Annotated in this window: 16 protein-coding genes; 5 read left to right on the plus strand and 11 right to left on the minus strand. The window is 50.6% G+C overall.

The genetic code is table 11. The features are described 5' to 3' along the window. The first annotated feature begins 246 nt into the window (after window positions 1-246). The 3 genes from L0Y31_RS17730 to L0Y31_RS17740 all read left to right on the plus strand — a co-directional run bounded on the left by L0Y31_RS17730 (window position 247) and on the right by L0Y31_RS17740 (window position 2,784). Window positions 247-558 (plus strand): DUF3817 domain-containing protein, encoded by a 312-nt coding sequence (locus tag L0Y31_RS17730; protein WP_234734421.1) that lies wholly within the window; start codon window positions 247-249, stop codon window positions 556-558. Window positions 559-619: 61 nt separating this feature from the next. Continuing rightward, on the plus strand, window positions 620-1,720 hold the full coding sequence (locus L0Y31_RS17735) for a lipase family protein (protein WP_234734422.1): 1,101 nt from the start codon (window positions 620-622) through the stop codon (window positions 1,718-1,720). Window positions 1,721-1,854: 134 nt separating this feature from the next. Further along, on the plus strand, window positions 1,855-2,784 hold the full coding sequence (locus L0Y31_RS17740; protein WP_234734423.1) for a polysaccharide deacetylase family protein: 930 nt from the start codon (window positions 1,855-1,857) through the stop codon (window positions 2,782-2,784). A 42-nt stretch (window positions 2,785-2,826) separates the two neighbouring features. Here L0Y31_RS17740 and L0Y31_RS17745 read toward each other — a convergent pair whose 3' ends face one another. The 6 genes from L0Y31_RS17745 to uxuA form a co-directional block, all read right to left on the minus strand. Further along, on the minus strand, window positions 2,827-3,819 hold the full coding sequence (locus L0Y31_RS17745) for an aldo/keto reductase (RefSeq protein ID WP_234734424.1): 993 nt from the start codon (window positions 3,817-3,819) through the stop codon (window positions 2,827-2,829). Window positions 3,820-3,903: 84 nt separating this feature from the next. Further along, a complete protein-coding gene (locus L0Y31_RS17750; protein ID WP_234734425.1) occupies window positions 3,904-5,046 on the minus strand; it encodes a putative sensor domain DACNV-containing protein in 1,143 nt (380 codons plus the stop codon). A gap of 8 nt (window positions 5,047-5,054) precedes the next feature. After that, window positions 5,055-6,170 carry a carboxylate-amine ligase gene (locus L0Y31_RS17755; RefSeq protein WP_234734426.1) on the minus strand — a complete coding sequence of 372 codons (1,116 nt, stop codon included), beginning with the start codon at window positions 6,168-6,170 and terminating at the stop codon, window positions 5,055-5,057. Window positions 6,171-6,173: 3 nt separating this feature from the next. Next, the gene (locus L0Y31_RS17760) at window positions 6,174-7,211 is read right to left on the minus strand and encodes a spore photoproduct lyase family protein (RefSeq protein ID WP_234734427.1); all 1,038 of its coding nucleotides are present in this window, start codon (window positions 7,209-7,211) and stop codon (window positions 6,174-6,176) included. A 35-nt stretch (window positions 7,212-7,246) separates the two neighbouring features. Next, window positions 7,247-8,662: a glucuronate isomerase gene (gene uxaC / locus L0Y31_RS17765; protein WP_234734428.1), complete on the minus strand. Its 1,416-nt coding sequence runs from the start codon at window positions 8,660-8,662 to the stop codon at window positions 7,247-7,249. Between the two features lie 113 nt (window positions 8,663-8,775). Continuing rightward, window positions 8,776-9,966, minus strand: a complete 1,191-nt coding sequence (gene uxuA, locus L0Y31_RS17770) for a mannonate dehydratase (protein WP_234734429.1) — start codon at window positions 9,964-9,966, stop codon at window positions 8,776-8,778. Window positions 9,967-10,191: 225 nt separating this feature from the next. Here uxuA and L0Y31_RS17775 point away from each other — a divergent pair, with 225 nt between their 5' ends. Together L0Y31_RS17775 and L0Y31_RS17780 are read left to right on the plus strand one after the other, a co-directional pair. Continuing rightward, entirely contained in the window at window positions 10,192-11,532 is a 1,341-nt protein-coding gene (locus tag L0Y31_RS17775) for an MFS transporter (protein WP_234734430.1), read from the plus strand. Between the two features lie 147 nt (window positions 11,533-11,679). Then, a complete protein-coding gene (locus L0Y31_RS17780) occupies window positions 11,680-13,206 on the plus strand; it encodes a tagaturonate reductase (RefSeq protein ID WP_234734431.1) in 1,527 nt (508 codons plus the stop codon). Between the two features lie 81 nt (window positions 13,207-13,287). Here the strand turns inward: L0Y31_RS17780 and L0Y31_RS17785 are convergent, their stop codons facing one another. Genes L0Y31_RS17785 through L0Y31_RS17805 form a run of 5 tightly spaced genes read right to left on the minus strand, consistent with a single transcriptional unit; the run spans window position 13,288 to window position 20,270 of the window. Continuing rightward, window positions 13,288-14,949 carry a hypothetical protein gene (locus tag L0Y31_RS17785; protein ID WP_234734432.1) on the minus strand — a complete coding sequence of 554 codons (1,662 nt, stop codon included), beginning with the start codon at window positions 14,947-14,949 and terminating at the stop codon, window positions 13,288-13,290. Next, window positions 14,946-17,210: a hypothetical protein gene (locus L0Y31_RS17790; protein ID WP_234734433.1), complete on the minus strand. Its 2,265-nt coding sequence runs from the start codon at window positions 17,208-17,210 to the stop codon at window positions 14,946-14,948. Before L0Y31_RS17790 ends, L0Y31_RS17785 begins: the two co-directional genes overlap by 4 nt. Continuing rightward, window positions 17,207-18,418 carry a BatA domain-containing protein gene (locus L0Y31_RS17795; protein WP_234734434.1) on the minus strand — a complete coding sequence of 404 codons (1,212 nt, stop codon included), beginning with the start codon at window positions 18,416-18,418 and terminating at the stop codon, window positions 17,207-17,209. Before L0Y31_RS17795 ends, L0Y31_RS17790 begins: the two co-directional genes overlap by 4 nt. Next, on the minus strand, window positions 18,418-19,284 hold the full coding sequence (locus L0Y31_RS17800; protein ID WP_234734435.1) for a DUF58 domain-containing protein: 867 nt from the start codon (window positions 19,282-19,284) through the stop codon (window positions 18,418-18,420). The genes L0Y31_RS17795 and L0Y31_RS17800 overlap by 1 nt, the downstream gene beginning before the upstream one ends. Beyond that, window positions 19,284-20,270 (minus strand): AAA family ATPase, encoded by a 987-nt coding sequence (locus L0Y31_RS17805; protein ID WP_234734436.1) that lies wholly within the window; start codon window positions 20,268-20,270, stop codon window positions 19,284-19,286. Before L0Y31_RS17805 ends, L0Y31_RS17800 begins: the two co-directional genes overlap by 1 nt. Window positions 20,271-20,272 lie beyond the last annotated feature (2 nt).

A 20,272-nucleotide genomic window follows, 5' to 3' on the forward strand; every position in this document is an offset into this window, starting at 1 on the left:
AGGGCTTCATTTTAAGGGCCAGCCAACAAAGTTTTCGTTGGCTGGCCCTTATTGTTTTTACAGATTTCCCCGTTTCACCGACCCTCCACTCGACCGAGTAAATTATCTTTTTTAAAGTACAAATTACACATAAACTAGGCAATCAGTTTTCCTTTTCGTTATTTAATCGATTTATACTCAATTTGCTATTACCTTAGGTTAGTTAGTCAAACCTAACCGCTATTTCCCAACTAACTTGTTTTATTCATGTTGTCTTTTAAGTCTTCTCTTGCCAGTTTCCGCTCCGTAGCCCTCCTGGAAGGAATCTCTTTTCTGGTTTTGCTGGGTATTGCGATGCCATTAAAATATTTTGCCGGTATTCCACAGGTTGTTAAAGTGGTAGGCTGGGCGCACGGTGTTTTGTTCGTTGCCTATATCCTGACGCTTGTTTCTGTTACAATTGAACGACGTTGGTCCTTTGGTCGGGTGGTGGTTGCTTTTATCGCCTCGCTCATTCCGTTCGGGACGTTCTGGCTGGATGCAAAACTGAAACGCGAAGAGCAAAATAGTGCGGCTTAATTAAGCGTCAATTTCATTTGTTTTTGCGTAAGTTCGTGTATCTGAGTAATCTTTCACGCTTATGAAGCTCCTAGCCCTATCCACCTTTTTTGTCTTATTATTAAGTTCTGCTTCTCGAGCACAGCAAGGGCTTCAACCGGGTTTTCTGGTTCAGGAGTATCTGGATTTATTGGGCGTAGCCGCGCAACAATACGACTCCCTGGCTCCCAAAGACAAGGTTCCTTTGTCGCCCCGGTATAAATTCCTGTACCGTTCACCGGAAGTGGGCTTGATGAACCGCTGGGCGCTGTGGCTCCGCGACGACCAGGTTGCCGTGATTGATATTCGGGGAACAACCAAAGATACGCCTAGCTGGCTGGAGAATTTTTACGCCGCTATGGTTCCCGCCACAGGTTCGCTGACGCTCAACGACAGCACAACATTTACCTACCAATTGGCCGCCGACCCTAAGGCGATGGTCCATATTGGCTGGCTGCTGGGCTTAGGACACCTCTCCCCTACTATTCTGACCCAGATTCGGGCGCAACATGCCAAAGGAATTCGGAATTTTATCCTGATGGGGCACAGCCAGGGAGCCGCACTGACGCTTTTGCTTCGTTCATACCTGCATTATTTGGTGCAAAAAGGCGATTTGCCCAAGGATTTGAATTTCAAGACGTATTGCAGCGCCTGCCCTAAACCCGGTAACCTTTTCTTCGCCTACGACTACGAGTACATTACCCGAAATGGAACGGCCTTTACCATTTTAAATGCCGCCGACTGGGTACCCGAAACTCCTTTTTCGCTGCAAACGCTTAAAGATTTTAATGCGGTAAATCCGTTCCAGGATATCAAACCCAAATTGCGCAAACAGTCCTTTCTCGTTCGGGTGTACGCCGGTACGATCTTCCGCAAGCTGGACGGACGGACCCGACGATCACAGCGGACATTTGAGAAATACCTGGGTCGGCAGGTTTCCAAGTTGGTCAAAAAATCATTGCCTCAGTTCCAGACGCCGGATTATGCCCCAAGCAATAACTACATGCGGGCGGGTGTGCCCATTGTCTTGCAACCCGATGAAGCCTATCGCCGGGAGTTTCCAGACAACCCCGAAAAGGTTTTTATGCATCATGGCTTTGTTCAGTATGCTTCTTTGGCAAAACGAATTTATCAATCAAACTGATAGTCAGGCCATAAGCATAGAAAAGGAAATTTATTGATTATCCACTTACTCTTTGGACTTTGCAAAAGAAACCTTTTCAGTATCTTGCTCCCTTAGTATACGACTCTAATTAACATTGTGCCGTTCGGACGAAGATGAAAACCAGTAATTCTTTTAAACTAGTACCGCTTGCCGTTTCACTACTCACTGCCGCAACCGTTTTTAATTGTACGCAAAAGCAAGAGACAACTGAAACAAAAGCAGCTGTAACCAGCAGCGTAGCCGGAGCCACCGCAGCACCCGCCCCAACCGAAACCACCGCCCCGGAAAAGGTTGCCGACCCAACCAGCATCCCGGCGGACAAAATTGCCGATGCCGCAACCATTCTGGCCCGGAAACAAGTACCCATCCTGTGTTACCACCAGATTCGTCCGTGGCGGGCCAGTGACTCAAAAAGCGCGAAAGACTACATCATCCCAACCGATGTGTTCAAAGCCCAACTGAAAATGCTGGCCGACAGTGGGTATCATTCCATCACACCCGACCAAATGTATGCTTACCTGACTACCGGAGCGGCCCTACCCTCCAAGCCAGTTATGTTTACGTTTGATGACGGAACGCTGGAACACCACGAAATTGCGGCCAAGGAACTCGAAAAGCACGGCTTCAAAGGCGTCTTTTTCATTATGACGGTAGCCATTGGGCGGCGGGGTTTCCAGCCCTACCTGGACAAGCAGCAAATCAAAGACCTGGCTGATCGGGGCCATATCATCGGCTGCCACACGTGGGATCACCACAACGTGAAGAAGTACCAGGGGAACGACTGGGTAGAACAAATCGAGAAACCAACGAAGAAACTGGAAGAATTGACGGGTAAGCCGGTTCGTTATTTCGCCTATCCGTTTGGTCTCTGGAATCACGAAGCGACAGTCGAATTGAAAAAGCGCGGCTATCTGGCTGCCTTCCAACTTTCGGAAAAGAAACGGGATGAAGAAAATCCCCTTCAATCGGTCCGGCGAATCATTGCCAGCGGTTACTGGAGTCCAAAAACACTCCACAACAGCATGAAGAACAGTTTTCAGTAAATCATAAACGCAGCGGGCTGGCAAGTTGCCAGCCCGCTGCATTTACACCAGTTTTAATTCGTCTACCTGCGAATTGATAAACATTTTATCGGCAGCAGTCAGCTCTACCTGAATTGCTTCTGCATTCTGGATGGCTTGTTCCGCGTTGCGGGCTCCAACCAGCGCAACCGTAATTCCCGGGCGTTCGATGGTCCAGCGCAGTACCAACTGACCCAACGTACAATCTTTGCTTTCGGCCAGTGGACGCAATTTATCCAGCATGTTATTGGCAGCCGCAATGTTCTCCGCCTGGAAGTATTTGTACCCCGCCCGGTGATCCCCCTCGGCAAATTTGTGCCCCGGTCTGATTTTTCCCGTTAGCAAGCCGCGTTCCATAGGACTATAAGCAAGAATCGCTTTGTTGTTTTCCAAGCAATATGGCACAACATCGGCTTCAATTTCGCGGCGGACCATGCTATACGGAACCTGATTGGATACTAAAGCCAGGGTTTCTTCCGCTTCGCGCATCTGATCGGCGCTGTAGTTACAAACGCCCGCGTAACGAACTTTGCCCTGCTCAATGAGCCGCTCTACGGCCTCCATGGTTTCCGAAATAGGCGTTGTTACGTCTGGCCAATGAATTTGGTACAGGTCGATGTAATCAGTTCCTAGCCGTTTCAGGCTGTCTTCGCATTCTTTGATGACGCCATCCCGTCCCGAATATTTGTGGACATCGACCTCATTTCCGGCATTGTCTTTTGTATTGAAAGCCAGCGCGCCTTTTGCCAGATCCCAGCGCATGCCGTATTTGGTCAGAATCTGGACTTTGTCGCGCTGCAAATCCTTAATGGCTTCGCCTACAATCTCCTCGCTGGCCCCCATCCCGTAGATGGGCGCGGTATCAATGGAGGTTACACCCAGATCATATGCCGCTCGAATAGCCGCAACGGAATCGCGGCGTTCTGTACCGCCCCACATCCAGCCACCAGCCGCCCAGGCTCCAAACGTAATAACGGACAGTGTTAAATCCGATTCACCTAGTTTTCGATATTCCATATTGTGTAGATAGTCTATATGCCGCAAAGAAAAATAAAAAGTTATAAATCGAATAGCCGCTTACAAACTGATAAACGGGTATTTTTAGAGTAACAGCGAATCCACCCGGTGCGCGTGAACCATGCCTTCCTGCGCCGACCAGGCAAAAATGGTAAAGCGTCCATCCTGCGATGCCACCAGTGCGATGGCTTCGCGTTGGTCGTAGACAAACTGCGCCGCCGAATAATGCCGCGTTCCACCCGTTTGGGTGGGTCGGACCACGACCGGCACATTGCCGACAATTGGCTCGGTAACAATGATTTGCTCGACTCGGCCACTCTTCTCCGACCGACCGATTTTCGCGCCAAATCCCAGGAGTTCGTACTGATCATTGATGATTGTAGCTCCGTCAACGGCGGTTAAACCGGCCAGACCATCTACGGTTTGACTGAGCTTGCTTAACCAATCATTCTGACTCGTTGCATTTTTCTCCTGTCTGATCACATCGGCCAATTGCGAAAAAGCGGGCACAATTGGGTAAGACATGGGCTGAATAATGGATTCCCGCCAGTTTTTGCTATCAGACGGCACAACCAGTAGGCAACCGCCCCGCCCGTGCGCCCGCATCGAAACGGCCAGTTGAACCAGCACGTTAGTCGAATTATTCCAGGCGGAAGGCGTTGTAAAGCCCAGCAGAGAGGTCATAATCAGCGGATAATTGGGTAGGCTTGCCGCCCGTTCGTCCACTATTTTCACCTGATCTCCTTTCAAAATGGCAACGTTCACAAACTTACCGAAGCCATCCAGCCGCCGGTGTTTGACCACCAGCAAGCCCGGCTCAATGACCTCCAGCACAAAACAGTTTCCCGGAATGTTGCGCGTTGATCCCCAGATAAACAATTCGCCCTGCTTGTACCAGACGCCAAGGTGGATGCCGGGACGCTCCACAGCGGGGGAAAGCTTCGTTAAAATCGTGGGTGTGAGGGGCAGGCGATTTTCAAACATCAAAGGCTGCTCGGCCCGTTCAACCGGAATAAAAGCCAGCGAAATTTTGGGTGAATACCCCTCTTCCCGCCGCAAACTAGACCAGAAAGCAATATCTATAATCGCTTCGATAACAGAAGCGGGTGGCGTCGGCGCGAGCTGTTGCCTTTTTTTAATGCACTCTTCAGTAAGATGCTGTTCAAAATGTTTTGCGATGACCGCAGCAACCGTCTGGGCTGCCTGATAAGTTGGTTGGGCAATCATTAGCTTAATTATTCGGTTCCTTTGGCCGTCTCAGCGACCATAAAATCTACCACTTCTTCGAAATTTTCGTGCTGTGCGTATACAGCCCGCTGGCGCGCTGCTCCCGTCCCCTGCTTAAATACCTGATCGGTGAGACGAACAATTTCCGGCCACTCGCCATACGCTTCGAGAGCGGGTTGCACATAAGCCAGCAACTTATCAATCAGGTCCCGCGCGGGAATCGCCGCACCGCCTGTCGTATCAATCAGATCACCTTCCAGGCCAAAACGGGCGGCCTGCCACTTGGCCGCGCGCAGAATCTCGGGCCGCACATGATTGATTTCCACGTGTTCCTCCGCTTCCTGGGCGCACGTTCGGGCCAACGCACGAACCAGCCCCGCAATGAGCACCGCTTCATCGATGGTCAGGCATACATCCGTCACCCGAAACTCCAGCGTATCGTAATGCGCGGACGGGCGCACGTCCCAATAGATTTTACTGCCGTCCGAGATACTGCCCATTTTGACCAAATCCTCCACGAGGCGTTCGTACTCCGACCACGAGCTGAACACGTGCGGATTGCCCGCCATCGGCCAACGTCCCCATATCTCCGTCCGAAAACTGGTATATCCGGTATCGGTACCCAACCAGAACGGCGAATTAGAAGCCAGCGCCAGCAACGAAGCCAGCCACGGGCGCACCCGGTTCATCACCTGAATGGCAATTTCCCGGTTGGCAATACCTACGTGAACGTGGTAACCAAAAATGAGTTGCTCCCGAACCAGTTGCTGGTAGCTCGTCTCCATCTCGATGTAACGCACCCGACGGGTCAGCTTCTGGTCTTCCCAGTGCGAAAAAGGATGCGTTCCCCCCGCAACGATCTGGCTTCCCTGCTGTCGGGCGGCTTCGATTATCTGCCGACGCAGATGAACCAACTCCTGCCGAACTTCAGCCAGTGTATGGCAAATGGGCGTTCCAATTTCAATCTGCGACCGGTATAACTCAGCTGTTACCTGGTCGCCGACGGCAGCCTTTGCCTGCGGCAGAATGGCTTGTGCCCGAGAACGCAATTCGCGGGTTTGTGGGTGAATAATCTGGTACTCTTCCTCAACTCCAATTGTAAAGTCTTCCTGTCGTATAGCCATGGGTTAAAATATATACCGGATTTCGCACCAGGGAATTTCGTCTTGTATAAGTTGTTCAAATATGGCGATCATTTTTGCTTTTAACTGGTGTTGGTAGCGAATATTCCAGCCGCCCAGCTGGCTCTGTTTGTCTTCCTGTAATTCAGGCATCCAGAGTAATTCCTCCGCTTTTGGATTGATGAGCAGATTGGCGTCGTGCTGCTGCCGATTATGCGTCAGGAAAATAACTTCCGCCTTTAATTGCGCTTTAACGTCAGCCCGCACGACTTCGTTCAGCTGCTGAAACAACTCGCGGTAATCCTGACGCCATGCTTTCCCGCCATACACAATAACCGGCGAAAAATTGACGTGCACTTCGTAACCGGCATCGTAGAAATCGTTGATGGCGGCCAGGCGCTTTTCGATGCTGTCGGTCCGCACGTCAACCAGCTTGCTGACCGAAGCGGGCATCAGGCTAAACCGAATCCGAACTTTGCGTTGCGGATCGAAGGACAGCATTTCTGAGTTGACAAATTTTGTGGCAAAGGTGGCTTTCGCGCGGGGGTGTTGGCGAAAGGCGTCAAGAACCTGCCTGATGCCGTCAGACAAGCTGTAATCAATGGAAGTATCCGAATTACACCCGATATCGTAAGTATAAAAAATCGGGTCAGTCTGGTTGGGTATTTTAGGCCAGGGCAACCCCATGACGTGCTGATCGACAGCCGCCATGATTTCATCCACATTGGAAAATAAGGTGATGGGATTGACCTTTTTGTGCCGGTCTACGTAACAGTAAGCGCAACCGCCAAAACAGCCGTTTGCCAGACTGGGTGCAATGTAGTCGGCACTGCGCCCACTCCATTTACATTCCAGCGATTTGAGCTTCCCCAAAACCAGTACGTCCGACTTGATTTTGTAATGGCCCAGACCCAAATCTGGCAAACGGTTGTGTTGTTTGATCTCCTGCCTCTCCGCCTGAGGAAAGTGCCGGAGCACCTCTTGCCCCTGCGGATTCAGCGCATCAGGCGTATAAAGAATGAGTTTGGGATTAAAGTCCGGCATGAACGGTAAACACGTAGTTTACCGTTTTTGTGCGTTTAGGCCCAACCAAAATATTCTTCGGCGTTGTTGTAACAGATATCCTGCACCAGTTTACCGATCCACTCAACGTCATTCGGCAGTTCACCGCCTTCGACATCGTTGCCGAACAAATTGCAGAGAATACGGCGGAAATACTCGTGTCGGCTGTACGACAGGAAGCTGCGTGAATCGGTCAGCATACCCACAAAACGGCTCAGCAAGCCCATGTTCGACAGCGCGTTCATTTGCTTCTCCATGCCGTCTTTCTGATCAAGGAACCACCAGCCCGACCCAAACTGAACCTTACCGGGAATCGATCCGTCGTTGAAGTTACCGATCATCGTGGCCATCATTTCATTGTCCGACGGGTTCAGGTTGTACAGGATGGTCTTGGTCAGTTTGTCCTTATCGTCCAGTTGTCCCAGGAATTTTGACAGCGCCCGGGCGTGGCGGAAGTCGCCGATGCTGTCCCAGCCGGTATCAGGTCCCAACGTGCGTAATGCGCGGCGGTTGTTGTTGCGTAGCGCGCCCAAGTGGAACTGCTGCGTCCAGCCTTTTTCCCAGTCCCACTCAGCAAACTGGTTCAGCATGAACGAGCGGAACTGATTTTTTTCCAGCTTCGTCAAATCGACACTGTAGAGCAGCTTCTGGAAAATTTGCTGAATGCCCGATTCCGTATAGTCCTCGGCATACATCGTTTCCAGACCGTGGTCCGACAAACGACAGCCAACCTCGTGAAAATAGTCGTGGCGTTTTTTGAGGCAGTCCAGGTATTCCGTTAAGGTCCGGATTTCCTGATTGCATACCTCCCCGACTTTTTTGACGTACGCCTGAAAAACCGTCGCATCATCAACGGCCATCGCTTTATCGGGCCGGAAAGTGGGCAATACTTTTGTTCCGAAGCCCGATTCCGCAATTCGTTTGTGGTCCTCCAGCGAATCGGTCGGATCATCCGTCGAGCAAACTACCCGAACGTTAAAATGGGTCAGCAGCGCCTGGGTTGACCAGTCGGGCATTTGTTCGTTGCAGGCATTAAACACTTCCCGTGCCGATTGTTTGTTCAGCACAGTCTCTACGCCAAACGGATTTTTCAGCTCCATATGCGTCCAGTGATACAGCGGGTTACGCATGGTATACGGAACGGTTTCGGCCCATTTTTCAAACTTCTCCCAGTCGGATGCATCGCCCGTGCAGTACCGCTCGTTCACGCCGTTGGTACGCATGGCCCGCCATTTGTAGTGATCACCATAAAGCCAGGCCTGGGTCACGTTATCGAACCGCTTGTTGGCCGCAATCTGGTCGGGTGGCAGGTGCGAGTGGTAATCAATGATGGGCATCTGCCGGGCATAATCGTGGTAGAGTCTCCGGGCCGTATCGGTTTGAAGCAGAAAATCGTCGTCTAGAAAGGGCTTAAAAACAGAGGCTGTCAGCATGATGTGTTTATATTTTTCAGAAAATTGTTCAGGGTTTTACTGCGGTCTTCTAAGCCGTTGGGAACGGTTTCAGAACTGCAAAGTACTAAAATCGACCCCAATCACCAATTGGCTTACGGGTTGCTTCGCTCCAAACCGAGCATCAAACCCCGTAGCTCGCCCAGCCCACGTAGCCGTCCGATAGCGGTATAACCGGGATTGGTACGCTTACCGGAAGCGAGATCGTCCAACATTTTATGTCCGTGGTCGGGTCGGAAAGGCATCCGCAGGTCCAGACGACCTTCCTGCTGCCGCCGTTTTTGTTCGTTCAGCAGGGCACGCATAACGCCAAACATATCGACATCGCCTTCGAGGTGGTTGGCTTCGTAGAAGTTCCCTTCCGCGTCGCGTTGGGTACTCCGCAAATGGACAAAATGAATTTTTGAACCCAATCGCTCCACCATTCCCACCAGGTCGTTGTCCGCCCGAACGCCGTAGCTACCCGTACAGAAACAAATGCCGTTGGCGTCCAGCTCGACCGCTTCCAGCAACATGCGCGCATCGGCTTCGGTACTGACTACACGCGGCAATCCCAGAATAGGATACGGAGGATCATCAGGGTGAATCGAAAGCCGCACGCCCGCGTCCTGCGCGACCGGCACGATTTCCCGCAAAAAGGCATACAGGTTTTCCCGCAGTTCCTTATCGCCAATATGCTGGTACGTGTTCAGGGTTTCCTGAAACTGCTCGACGGTATAGCTTTCTTCGGAGCCGGGCAGCCCCGCGATGATGTTCCGTTGCAGCCGTTTGGCAGCCGTTTCGTCCAGGTTTTCAAAACACGCTTTTGCCTTGGCGATTTGTTCCGCCGAATAATGCTTTTCCGCGCCGGGGCGTTTCAGGATGTATAATTCGAAGGCTGCAAACTCATTCGCATCAAAACGCAGCCCGGTCGAGCCGTCCGGCATGGGAAAATCGAGGTCGGTGCGGGTCCAGTCCAGCACGGGCATGAAGTTATAACAAACGGTGTCAATGCCATTTTGCGCCAGATTGACGATGGATTCTTTGTAATTCTCAATCCATTGTTTGTAGTCGCCCGTGCGTGTTTTGATGCCTTCATGAACCGGGATACTTTCCACCACCGACCAGGTTAGGCCCGTGCTTTCGATGAGACTTTTCCGCTTGGCGATTTCTTCTTTTGACCAGACAACGCCATTGGACAGGTGGTGTAGGGCCGTGACGATGCCCGTTGCTCCGGCTTGCTTTACGTCTGCCAGACTGACGGGGTCGTTCGGGCCAAACCACCGCCATGTTTGTTCTAATGCCATGTATACGTACGAACAGGCAGGCGCCTGTTATTGGTGATAAATGAATGGATGCAGGCGATTGCTGCCTGCACAGTTTGCTTTTGGATTACTAAAGTACGGAAAGACCTAAGCTCTACTCCTTTTTTCTTGGGGATAATAAGGGCAAAAAGTGCAAAAGTTCGCGAGTATCAGTATATTTTGGGATTATTTTACTTTTTCGATAAAAGGTGTAATTCCCTTCCCTTGATGTATCCTGAAACGACAGGCAACTTCCGCTGGCGGATTGTGTTGTTATTGTTTTTTGCCACAACTATTAATTACATTGATCGACAGGTTCTTTCGTTCACCATGATTGATGACGCCTTTAGGCGTGCCATGCTAGACATCCCTGCCGGGCAGAACCTTACCCAAGCGGATCTGGATAGCTTTAAAATTCAGTACAGCTACGTCGATACGGCGTTTAAGATTGCATATGCGCTGGGCTTTGTTCTGACGGGCTGGCTCATCGACTGGGTGGGGACTAAACGAGGTTTTGCCATTTCGATTGGCATCTGGAGCATCGCCGGAATTCTGAATGCCTTTGTTGGTTCTTTGCGAAGCCTGAGTCTGGTCCGTTTTATGCTGGGTATTGGGGAGGCGGGAAATTTTCCATCGGCTGTCAAATCAGTTGCCGAATGGTTCCCCAAAAAAGAGCGCTCGTTCGCGACGGGGCTTTTTAATGCGGGAGCCAATGTGGGCGTTATTGTCACCGCCGCGCTGATTCCCTGGCTAACGATTCAGTACGGTTGGCGATTTTCGTTTATCTCAACGGGTTTGCTCGGTATTGCCGCCCTGATTGCCTGGTGGCTGATTTACCGCCGTCCGGAGGAACACGAAGTTCTTTCGCCCGAAGAACTGGCCTACATCCAGCAGGATCAGGAAGAAGATATGCCGGAAGAAAAGTTTTCCTGGGTACGTCTCCTGGGTTTCCGCCAGACGTGGGCCTTCATTGTGGGCAAGTTTTTGTGTGATCCTATCTGGTGGTTTTACCTGACCTGGCTGCCCGATTTTTTCAACAGCAGCGAGGCGCTGGATCAAAGGCTGGATCTGAAAAGCATTGGCTTGCCGTTTCTGGTCATTTACGTGGTATCGGACGGGGGGAGCGTTCTTTTCGGGTGGCTTTCGTCGAAGCTGATGCATTATGGCTGGTCGGTCAATCGTGCCCGAAAAACGACGATGCTGGTTTGTGCCCTTTGCGTGGTTCCTATTTTTTTCGCGGCCCAAACCAGTAGCATCTACGTGGCAGTTGCTTTGATTTCTTTGGCCACGGCGGCCCACCAGGGCTGGGCGGCCAATGTATACACCTTTGCGTCGGACCTGTTCCCCAAAAGCGCAGTTGCTTCCGTAACGGGTATCGGGGGCATGTGCGGGGCTGTGGGAGGCATTCTTTTGGCAGCCGTTGCTGGTATCATTCGGGTTCACTTTGGCTATTTGCCTCTGTTCTTGATTGCCAGTTCAAATTACCTGATTGCCCTGGTAATTATTCACCGGCTGATTCCAAAGATGGAGCCAGTTAATAAAAGAGAACTGGAAAGCTTAAGCTTATAATTCAAACATCGCGTTGACTTATAACTTGTTTACGAAATAACCCAAAACAAACACAGTATTTTTATTAATCACCCTTAAAGTGTATCCGTTATTTGTGCTACTTTGTTGAATTAATCAAGTACGCACGACAACGATAAAATAATAACTATGGCTTATCTGAACCGCTCCATCTTATCTGCACCGTCCCACCCGGAACGGGTTTTGCAATTTGGTACGGGAGTTCTGCTACGCGGATTACCCGACTTTTTTATCGACAAAGCGAACAAACAAGGACTTTTCGACGGAAGCATCATCATCGTTAAATCAACGGGTGGCGCAACCGACGAATTTTCGGCTCAGGAAGGCCTTTATACGGTCGTGACGCGGGGCATTCACAAAGGCGAAGCGGTGGATGAGAGTACGGTAATTTCGGCGGTTAGCAACGTAATTTCGGCGCAGGATAACTGGCAGGCCGTATTGCAGGCTGCTCGGAAACCGTATTTGCAAGTGGTTATTTCCAACACTACTGAAGTAGGTATTCAATACGTAGAGGAAAGCATTTTTCAGAATCCACCCAAATCCTACCCCGCCAAGCTAACGGCCTTTCTGTACGAACGCTTCAAGAATTTTGGCGGCAGCAAGCACAAAGGCATGATCGTTATTCCTACGGAACTGATCACCGACAATGGCCTGAAACTGCGCGATATTGTTGAAAAAATTGCCAAATACAACGAGCTAGGAAAGCTCTTTATGAAGTGGCTCAAATACCACGTTCGTTTCTGTAACTCGCTGGTTGACCGCATTGTACCCGGCGCTCCCGACGAAGAAACCCGCCAGAGCCTGGAAACGCAGTTTGGGTATCAGGACAAACTCATGATTGTCGCCGAACCCTACCGGTTGTGGGCCATTGAAGGCGATGAACGCGTTAAAGAATTACTTTCGTTTGCCGACATCGATAGCGGCGTTATTATTGAAGAAGACATTACTTTCTACCGCGAGCGGAAGCTGCGGATCTTGAACGGCAGCCATAGTCTGAGTGCTCCGCTGGGGTATTTGCTCGGCAATGTAACCGTTTACGAGAACAGCAAACACCCCCTGATGAGCCGGTTTGTCGAAGAGGTGGTTCTTCAGGAAATTGCGCCGACCATTCCGCCGCCGCCGGGAGGCACCCTCAAACCTGGCGCTGTTGAGGAATTTGCCCAGGACGTGCTGGATCGTTTCCGAAATCCGTATATCGAACATTTCCTGCTGAGCATTACGTTGCAGGAAACGTCTAAAATGCGGGCGCGTAACTTGCCCACCTTCAAACGCTACCTGGACCAAACCGGTCAACTTCCCCAGCGAATGACGCTTGGTTTTGCTGCTTATTTGCTGTTCATGAAAGCCGTAAAACTTGAAGATGGGCAGTATTTCGGCGAGGCAACCGTTACGGATGAATCGGGCAAAAGTGGCATCGTTTCTTACCCGATTCGGGACGATTATGCCGAGTATTTTTACAAACTCTGGCAGCAGGTTGATGTACACGACGAAGCTTCTGTGCGCCAGTTTGTGCATACACTCTGCGCCGACACGGTACTTTGGGAAGCGGATCTGAGCCAGTGGCCGGGCTTCGCCGATGCGGTTGCCGAATACCTCAGCAGCTTGTTAACGCTGGGCGTTGAAGCAACCCTGGAGCGTCAAATGGTTACTGTTTAGATATACTTACTGATCTAAATGAAAAAGCCGTCTGTACAGACGGCTTTTTTGTTGCGTGTCGCTATAAAGTTATTCTGGCATCTAGGCCAATTTAGGTTCGGCCCAAAGCAAGGCCAGACAACTCACGAAAAGCAGCAGCCAAACCCAATTGGGCACTTTATTGTCAATGCTTTGCTCGGCAGCCGTGGCTTTCATGCCACCGGAATTTTCCGAATGAGCCACCAGGTAATTGCTAATTGTCTCGCTCTCGGCTACCGGATTAAACTGCTGGGCATTGTCCACGTAAATTTCCAGCGAGTCCTGAAACGGCTGCCAACCGGTCTTGGTGAAGAGGTAGGTCGCACTGGCCGAGAGGGCATTGATTGGCGAATACGTTAAGTTAACCGTATCTTTTTCAACCTGAAACTGAGTGGGTTTTGCGGGCAAATTATTCAGGTGAATCGTTCGTCGGCTCCCGGCAAATACTGGCGCTTCTACCTGATCGTTCACTTTGTAGGCAGGCTGAAGCGGAGCTAGCAAAGAAGTCCAGATTCGGTTGTAAGCCAGACTATCGCCGCTTAGTTTCAACGGATATGTTTCGTTCAATAAGCTCACCCCAATTTTGCCCACCGTTTTCTGAATGCCAACCGGATAACCGGCAACCGTCAACTGATTGAGCGAGCTGGACAAGCCGTAAGGCAAGGCGGTCAGGTCTTTGCCAACCGGCACCGACTCCTCATTAGAAATTTTCCGCACCTGCCAATTGCTTCCCAATGCCTGATTGATTGTTCTGGTCTCTACGTCGGGAGTGGTTAGATTGATAAAAAATACCGATTTTCCTTCGGCAATGGCTCGTTTAACAATGGGATTGGCGGCGTTGGCGGGCTCCGTAATGATCACATCCGGTTTCTTCGCCTGACTGGCCTTCCCGCCCCGGTTGATACCCACGTTGCTAGTCACCTCTTTCGAAACCGTCGTGGTAATCTCTACCGAATTTCCGTTTTGCCCTAGCCAGTCCGCCAGCGTTTTACTTTCAAAATCTGGGTTGTTGAGCACAAATTGGTAAGTCAGCGGCTGCCCCGCCCGCGAAAAAAAGCGTACGGTATCTACGGTTTTGCCATCCAGCACCAGTTCAGCGGCCGTCCGCCCCACCGAAAAAGCGGGGAAACGAAGCTCGAATGAGGCTAGACCTTTATTCAATTTCAGACTATCGAGCGTCTGGTTCGCGTACTTAATTTTCAGAATTTGCGGCTTCGATGAATGAATGCGTCCCATAATGCGCTGCATCTCCCCTTTCCGCAAAATGCCTTTCCAGCGAATCGCCTCGATGGCATCCGGCGCGTAATACGGAATCCACTGCACCTTCTGACGTCCGGCCTGACGGCTCAGCAGTTCCGGCGGAAATGAAGTCCCCACCAGCGTTACCGAATCAAAGGGCGTTTCCAGCTCGACAAAATCGCGAGCCTGATACACTTCTTTTATTCCCAAACTATCCGTCAACTGACTCACGTACGCCCTCGGCACATCATCACCCGTTACAAAAACGTGTGCACTATCAACCGAAGATTTCCAACTGGGTTGCAGTACATAAGCCACCAGAAACAGCCAGAGCAACAGGTTTAAGCCCAATCGCAAGCTTCTCCGACTAGCAGTAATGGTCTCATTGTTAAGCAAAAGCCAGAGTTGGACACCCAATAAAAGCACCAGCAGTACGGCCATTATCCAACTAATGGGGTCTGCCCAGTTCATTCCGAATGTAATCATTTGAGATGCCGCCAGAAGGCTTTTTCTAAGTTTCGCTCACTGGTGTACGATTGCGTGGACGAACCCCGATTACCCTGGGAATTGCTACCGGCCAGGGTATATAGTTTCGTTTTCAACTGCCGTTTTTCGTCCGTCGAAAGGGTTTTATCGCCAACGAGTTTCTGTAAGCCCCGCAACACCGACCAACTCGGCAGCCCGGTTGCCGTTGTTCCATTGGCCAGCAAGGTGCTCAATTGTTGTACCGTCAATTTCTGTTTATTGCTTAGTTCTTCCTGTTCCAGAAAGCCCAGTACATCGCCCGAAAGCTGCGCAATCCGGGGAGCATCGTAGCTTTTTTCCTGCTTGAAATCGTAATTCACGTTGATCATCTCTCCAGTCAGGCGGGTTTCTTTCTCTTTGATGGGTGGCGGATCAAGGCTTGTTTTTTTGACGTAAGTACGGGCCTTTTGCTGCGCCGCTTTCAGTAGTTCCAGTGCTTTCCGCTCAAAAGGCAACGCTTTTTCAGGCTCATACAGCCGCAGGTGCAATTCCGATTGCCACATCTGTTCCAAAGACGCCTTCAGCAGACTCTTTGTCGATTGCTCATAAAACGTGTTGGCTTCCCCATCATCGTGCGAGTGCACGTATTGCTCCATCAACGCCGCCAACGGGTCCTGTTCACTATTGTCTGCCTTTGCATCGCCATGGGAATGGCCGTGCGCATCACCCCCTGATTTGGCCGCCTGCTGACTTTCGGCTTTTTCGGCCATTTTAAACGCGAAAGTCTTGGCTTCCCCGTGCTCGCCTTCCGAATCGTGCTTGTGCACAAATCCGTCCAGCAAGTTGGCGTTGTTTTCGGCTAGGGGCTCGCTGCCACCAATGGAATTTTCAAACTCTTCGCCCAGATATTGGCCATACCGCAAACGCAGCACTTTCTGGTCGAAGCCAATTTCATTCGACGCACTATTGAATTCCTTACTGCTTATTTTCTTCCGTTTCGCGATCAATTTTTCCGTATCAATAATGATTTGCCGCTGGCTCCGAAAATACTCCGGCATAACGTTCACCGCCATGGTCGCCAGGTCGGCTTCTTCCAGCTTGGTGGTATCTTTGTAAACAATAAAATAAGTATCTGACTTTGTGAAATTGGCTTCCGGCTTTTTGTTATCGACTGCCGCCCAGTAATAATAAAGCTCATCACCAGGGGTAAAATTAAACGCTTTCAGATCGATTATCTTGGTCAGTTGCGCCTCTTTGTAATTGGCCCCACTAAGCGGAATCCGTACCTCGCGAAACTTTACGTTTTCGCCAGAGCCCCGGGCTAGAGTAGCCACAATAAACGCTTGCGACACCTTGAAGTCATCCGAAATTTTGGCTGAAATCGAAATCGTTTTTTTGTCTTTCAGCAGGTGATAACTGTATAACTCTTTCGATTTCGGCTCAATTTTAGGCGCTAAATCAGGCTTGGCTTCCAGGCGATAATAATCGGATTGATAGACCAACGAATCTTTTTTGCCCGCATTTCGCCAGTAGGCTTTGATGGCGTATAGGCCCGAAGCCAGCAAGCCATCCGTATGCTCGAAGCCGCCGCCCGTTTTCCGAAAGTTCAGTTCTTCTCCCCGACTGTTCACCAGACGCACGGAGAGCCGCTCTGAATTGCTGAATTTCAGCTGCCATTTCAAGACTGACCCTGTTATGGCCGTTGCATTCAGGTCGGCGGATTTAATAGCTGGCAAGGCCGTATAAGCCGGGGGCTGTATCTGCAAGGTAGCCGACTGAAAAGCCGGAATAGCCGGGCGAGTTGGAGTAGCCGCCGCCGTCTCTTCCGCAAAAATGCTTTTTTGAGCCGCCGATTTGGATGGAATCAGCGGATAGGCAAAATGAAACGCCAATGCCGCCAAGAATAGAATCCCATAAAAACCCACCTTCGAAAACAGAATCGTGGGCGTCCGAACGGTGGCCGCTTTTTCGGCCAGACGGTCCAGTTGAAGCCGCTCCGCAATGTTGTATTCCTCTTTATCCAGCAGCGCCAGACTGTATTCGGTGTCGCCAATTTGCTGGTGAATAATCGAGATAGCCTGCGGCTTTTTGTATTGGTATAGCCTGGTCAAGATAATGCCAATACCCAAACCCAGTACACCGGCAATCCCCGCGATGACGGGGGAATTTGTAAACGTAACCACCAGTAAGTAAACCGACACGGCCAGCAACAGGCTTTTCAGCAAAGCATTGGCGTAGAGTTGGTAAACAACGGATGTTATTAGATTTTTCAGGTTATTCATGCGTTTCTTTTCAAGGCAATCCAACGTTCCGTTCCGATCAACAGCACAAAAAGAAGCGTGGCTAGCTGCTGCGTTTTTGCCTGCTGTTGTTGCTCTTTCTGATCAACAGTAACGCCCCCTTTGTCCTGAACAAACAAGGCAGCTAGTTGCTGCTGGCTCAACGGAGCTTGCGACGAAAGGAGGCCAAAATGACGTACCAGCAAATTTCCCAACCACTCGGGCAAGCCTCCGTTCTCGACGCGTTCAGCCGTTTGCGGGGTAAACACTTCGCTGGTGTATACCACATTGGTGGCTGCGGAGGTTTTCGTTTGTCCCGAAATGGTATACAATACCTGCGGGGCGGGTTCCGAAATTTCTTTGTCTGTTAACACCCAATCATATGCTTTTCCTGACACTCTTTTGACGTCCACGGCCATATCCAACGCATAGACATCTGTGAGCGCGTTCAGGGCAGCTTCCACCGTTTTTTCTTCGGCTTTGTTGCGGTAATCGAGTAAAACAGACAGCTTTCCCGCATGGACCGGCTCCGCGTTAAAGCGGATGTTTTTATCCAGCGCCGCCCCGGTCGTTAGCTGAGCCGACCGATTAACAAACAGATTTTTGTTGTTAGCGAGTTTCATGTAATCCTGCACGGGCCGACTCGTCGAGTCAATGACAGCGTGCAGTTGATAGGCATTCGGAATATGAATAAGTGGACTTTTCGCCAGGCCCTGATTATTCATTATATAAAGGTGAATAGTAGCCTTCTCTTTGGGTAAGTTATTAATGGAAGCTTGCAGCAGCATCGGATTAAAGGCAGCCTGCGCGGGCAATTCGGCCATGGATTGAATCGGTTCCGCTCCGCCGTTCATCCAGTATACCTGTTCACCTTTTTTGATGGCCTCTTCCAGCTCGAACCGAAAATTATTTACCAGAAAAGCATTTGGCTGCACCAGATGAATCTTCTGAATCAGTTTTTTATCATTCCACCAGTTTAGAAGCGGCTGGCTTAGCAGGATTGCCAACAAAATCAGCAACAACAGGCGCAGAATAAGCAGCAAATAATTATCCAGCCGTAACCCGCGACTCTGCTGCTGGTTTTTCTCCGTTAGCCATTGAGTAGCAGCCCAGGCAATGGTTTTTCCCTTTTTCTGATGCCAGAAGTGAATAATAACCGGAATAATTACGGCCAAAGCACCCCATAGCATGAACGGTTGTAAAAAGCTCATTAAATCTTCCTCCCTGCTAGAAAATCTTTTAAAATCATGGCTATCGGGTCACTGAGTTTCACCCGAATCAGCCGAACGTGCGGTATGCGAAGCGCTTCCTCCAGCTTTTGAAGATACTGCGTGGCTGCCTGCTGAAACTGCTCCCTAACCGACTCGGCCTGCAACTCAATTTCTTTGCCCGTTTCCAGGTCCTTAAATCGGTAAAAACCGCTCATCTTAAAATCAATTTCCTGATCGCCCAGCACCTGAAAAATGACAATTTCCCGCCGCGGATTAGCCAGGGCTTTGATCAATTGCAACCACTCTTCACCAACCTGTAGAAAGTCGGATACCAGAATGAGCAGTTCCTTCTGTTTGTGGCCAAACTCCGGAAATTTAGGACGCTCATTAAGCCATTGACCCGACGCCTCGGCCTTTTGCAAGGCATACAACACCTTCTGAAAAGCCCCCTTGCCCGACGGAACCAGCGTTTGCACCGCTCCGTTCTGCAAACCGTATAAACTCAACTGGTCACTTTGCCTATAACCCAGGTACGCCAGCGAGGCCATCAGGATTTTTGCATAATCCAGGCGACTTACAGCTCCTTCCGTGTAGTTCATCGATCCCGACAAATCCAGCACGAAACGAATCTGCAAATTACTTTCCGTGGCCGACTCCCGCACTAGATGCTTGTCGGTTCGGGCGTATAGTTTCCAGTCGATGCGCTTGGGATCGTCGCCGGGTTCGTAGTGGCGATACTGCTCAAACTCAGTGCCGGAACCAGAACGCTTGCTGGCGTGAATTCCCAGCAAAAGCTCATCACTCACCAGCTTTCCCGCCAGTTGCAGGTTGTTTAGTTTGATCAGTTCGGTTGCCAGTTGCGCCATCAGCTTTTAATTGTCGTCAGCAAATCTTTGATTACGTGGTCGGTTGTAATGGCTTCGGCCTCCGCCCGGAAGTTCATGGCAATCCGGTGCCGCAGGATCGGATAGGCCAGCGCGTGGATGTCTTCCGGAATCACCGAAAAGCGCTCGTGCAAAACGGCCCGCGCCTTGGCGCAAAGCACCAGCGCCTGGCCCGCACGCGGACCCGCTCCCCAATCGCACCACTGCTTCACAAAAGCCGACGGACTGCCGTCGGGGCGCGTTGCCCGGACCAGTTTGTTGATAAACCCAATCAGTTCTTCGCTGATGTGCACCTCGCGGGTCAGGCGTTGCAGATCAATGATTTCGTTGTCGGTCAGGATGGTATTCAGGACAGGACGCTTGGTACCGGTTGTACTTTTCAGTACGTTCAGTTCCTCCATCTCCGACGGATAGCTTAATTTAATATAAAGCAGAAAACGGTCTAACTGCGCTTCCGGCAAGGGGTAGGTTCCGGCCTGCTCGATGGGGTTTTGCGTGGCAATAATCAGGAAAGGCTTCGGCAGTTGATAATCGGCCCCGCCGTAGGTCACTTTTCCTTCCTGCATGGCTTCCAGCAAGGCGGCCTGCGTTTTAGGTGGCGTCCGGTTGATTTCGTCGGCCAGCACGACATTGGCGAAAATAGGCCCCTGATTGAATTTGAAGAATTTCTTCCCAGTTTCGTGGTCTTCTTCCAGTATTTCGGTTCCGATAATATCGCCCGGCATTAAATCCGGGGTAAATTGAACCCGTTTAAAGCTCATTTCCAGCGCCTCCGACATTGTCTTCACCATGAGCGTTTTAGCCAGTCCCGGCACCCCTTCTAGCAAACAATGCCCGCCCGCCAGCAAGGATATTAAAATTTCATTGATGGCGTCCTCTTGTCCGACAATGATTTTTCCAATCTCTTTCCGCAGCGAAGGCAGTTTGGCAACTAAGGATTTATAATGCGTAAGTTCTTGCGTTTCCAATG

The sequence above is a fragment of the Tellurirhabdus bombi genome (assembly GCF_021484805.1).
In the GTDB taxonomy this organism is placed as follows: Bacteria; Bacteroidota; Bacteroidia; order Cytophagales; family Spirosomataceae; genus Tellurirhabdus; species Tellurirhabdus bombi.

Bases quoted from the DNA above. Each gene is read 5' to 3' on its own strand.
- L0Y31_RS17730 (WP_234734421.1), top strand. From the start codon at position 247: ATGTTGTCTTTTAAGTCTTCTCTTGCCAGTTTCCGCTCCGTAGCCCTC.
- L0Y31_RS17735 (WP_234734422.1), top strand. From the start codon at position 620: ATGAAGCTCCTAGCCCTATCCACCTTTTTTGTCTTATTATTAAGTTCT.
- L0Y31_RS17740 (WP_234734423.1), top strand. From the start codon at position 1,855: ATGAAAACCAGTAATTCTTTTAAACTAGTACCGCTTGCCGTTTCACTA.
- L0Y31_RS17745 (WP_234734424.1), bottom strand. From the start codon at position 3,819: ATGGAATATCGAAAACTAGGTGAATCGGATTTAACACTGTCCGTTATT.
- L0Y31_RS17750 (WP_234734425.1), bottom strand. From the start codon at position 5,046: ATGATTGCCCAACCAACTTATCAGGCAGCCCAGACGGTTGCTGCGGTC.
- L0Y31_RS17755 (WP_234734426.1), bottom strand. From the start codon at position 6,170: ATGGCTATACGACAGGAAGACTTTACAATTGGAGTTGAGGAAGAGTAC.
- L0Y31_RS17760 (WP_234734427.1), bottom strand. From the start codon at position 7,211: ATGCCGGACTTTAATCCCAAACTCATTCTTTATACGCCTGATGCGCTG.
- uxaC (WP_234734428.1), bottom strand. From the start codon at position 8,662: ATGCTGACAGCCTCTGTTTTTAAGCCCTTTCTAGACGACGATTTTCTG.
- uxuA (WP_234734429.1), bottom strand. From the start codon at position 9,966: ATGGCATTAGAACAAACATGGCGGTGGTTTGGCCCGAACGACCCCGTC.
- L0Y31_RS17775 (WP_234734430.1), top strand. From the start codon at position 10,192: ATGTATCCTGAAACGACAGGCAACTTCCGCTGGCGGATTGTGTTGTTA.
- L0Y31_RS17780 (WP_234734431.1), top strand. From the start codon at position 11,680: ATGGCTTATCTGAACCGCTCCATCTTATCTGCACCGTCCCACCCGGAA.
- L0Y31_RS17785 (WP_234734432.1), bottom strand. From the start codon at position 14,949: ATGATTACATTCGGAATGAACTGGGCAGACCCCATTAGTTGGATAATG.
- L0Y31_RS17790 (WP_234734433.1), bottom strand. From the start codon at position 17,210: ATGAATAACCTGAAAAATCTAATAACATCCGTTGTTTACCAACTCTAC.
- L0Y31_RS17795 (WP_234734434.1), bottom strand. From the start codon at position 18,418: ATGAGCTTTTTACAACCGTTCATGCTATGGGGTGCTTTGGCCGTAATT.
- L0Y31_RS17800 (WP_234734435.1), bottom strand. From the start codon at position 19,284: ATGGCGCAACTGGCAACCGAACTGATCAAACTAAACAACCTGCAACTG.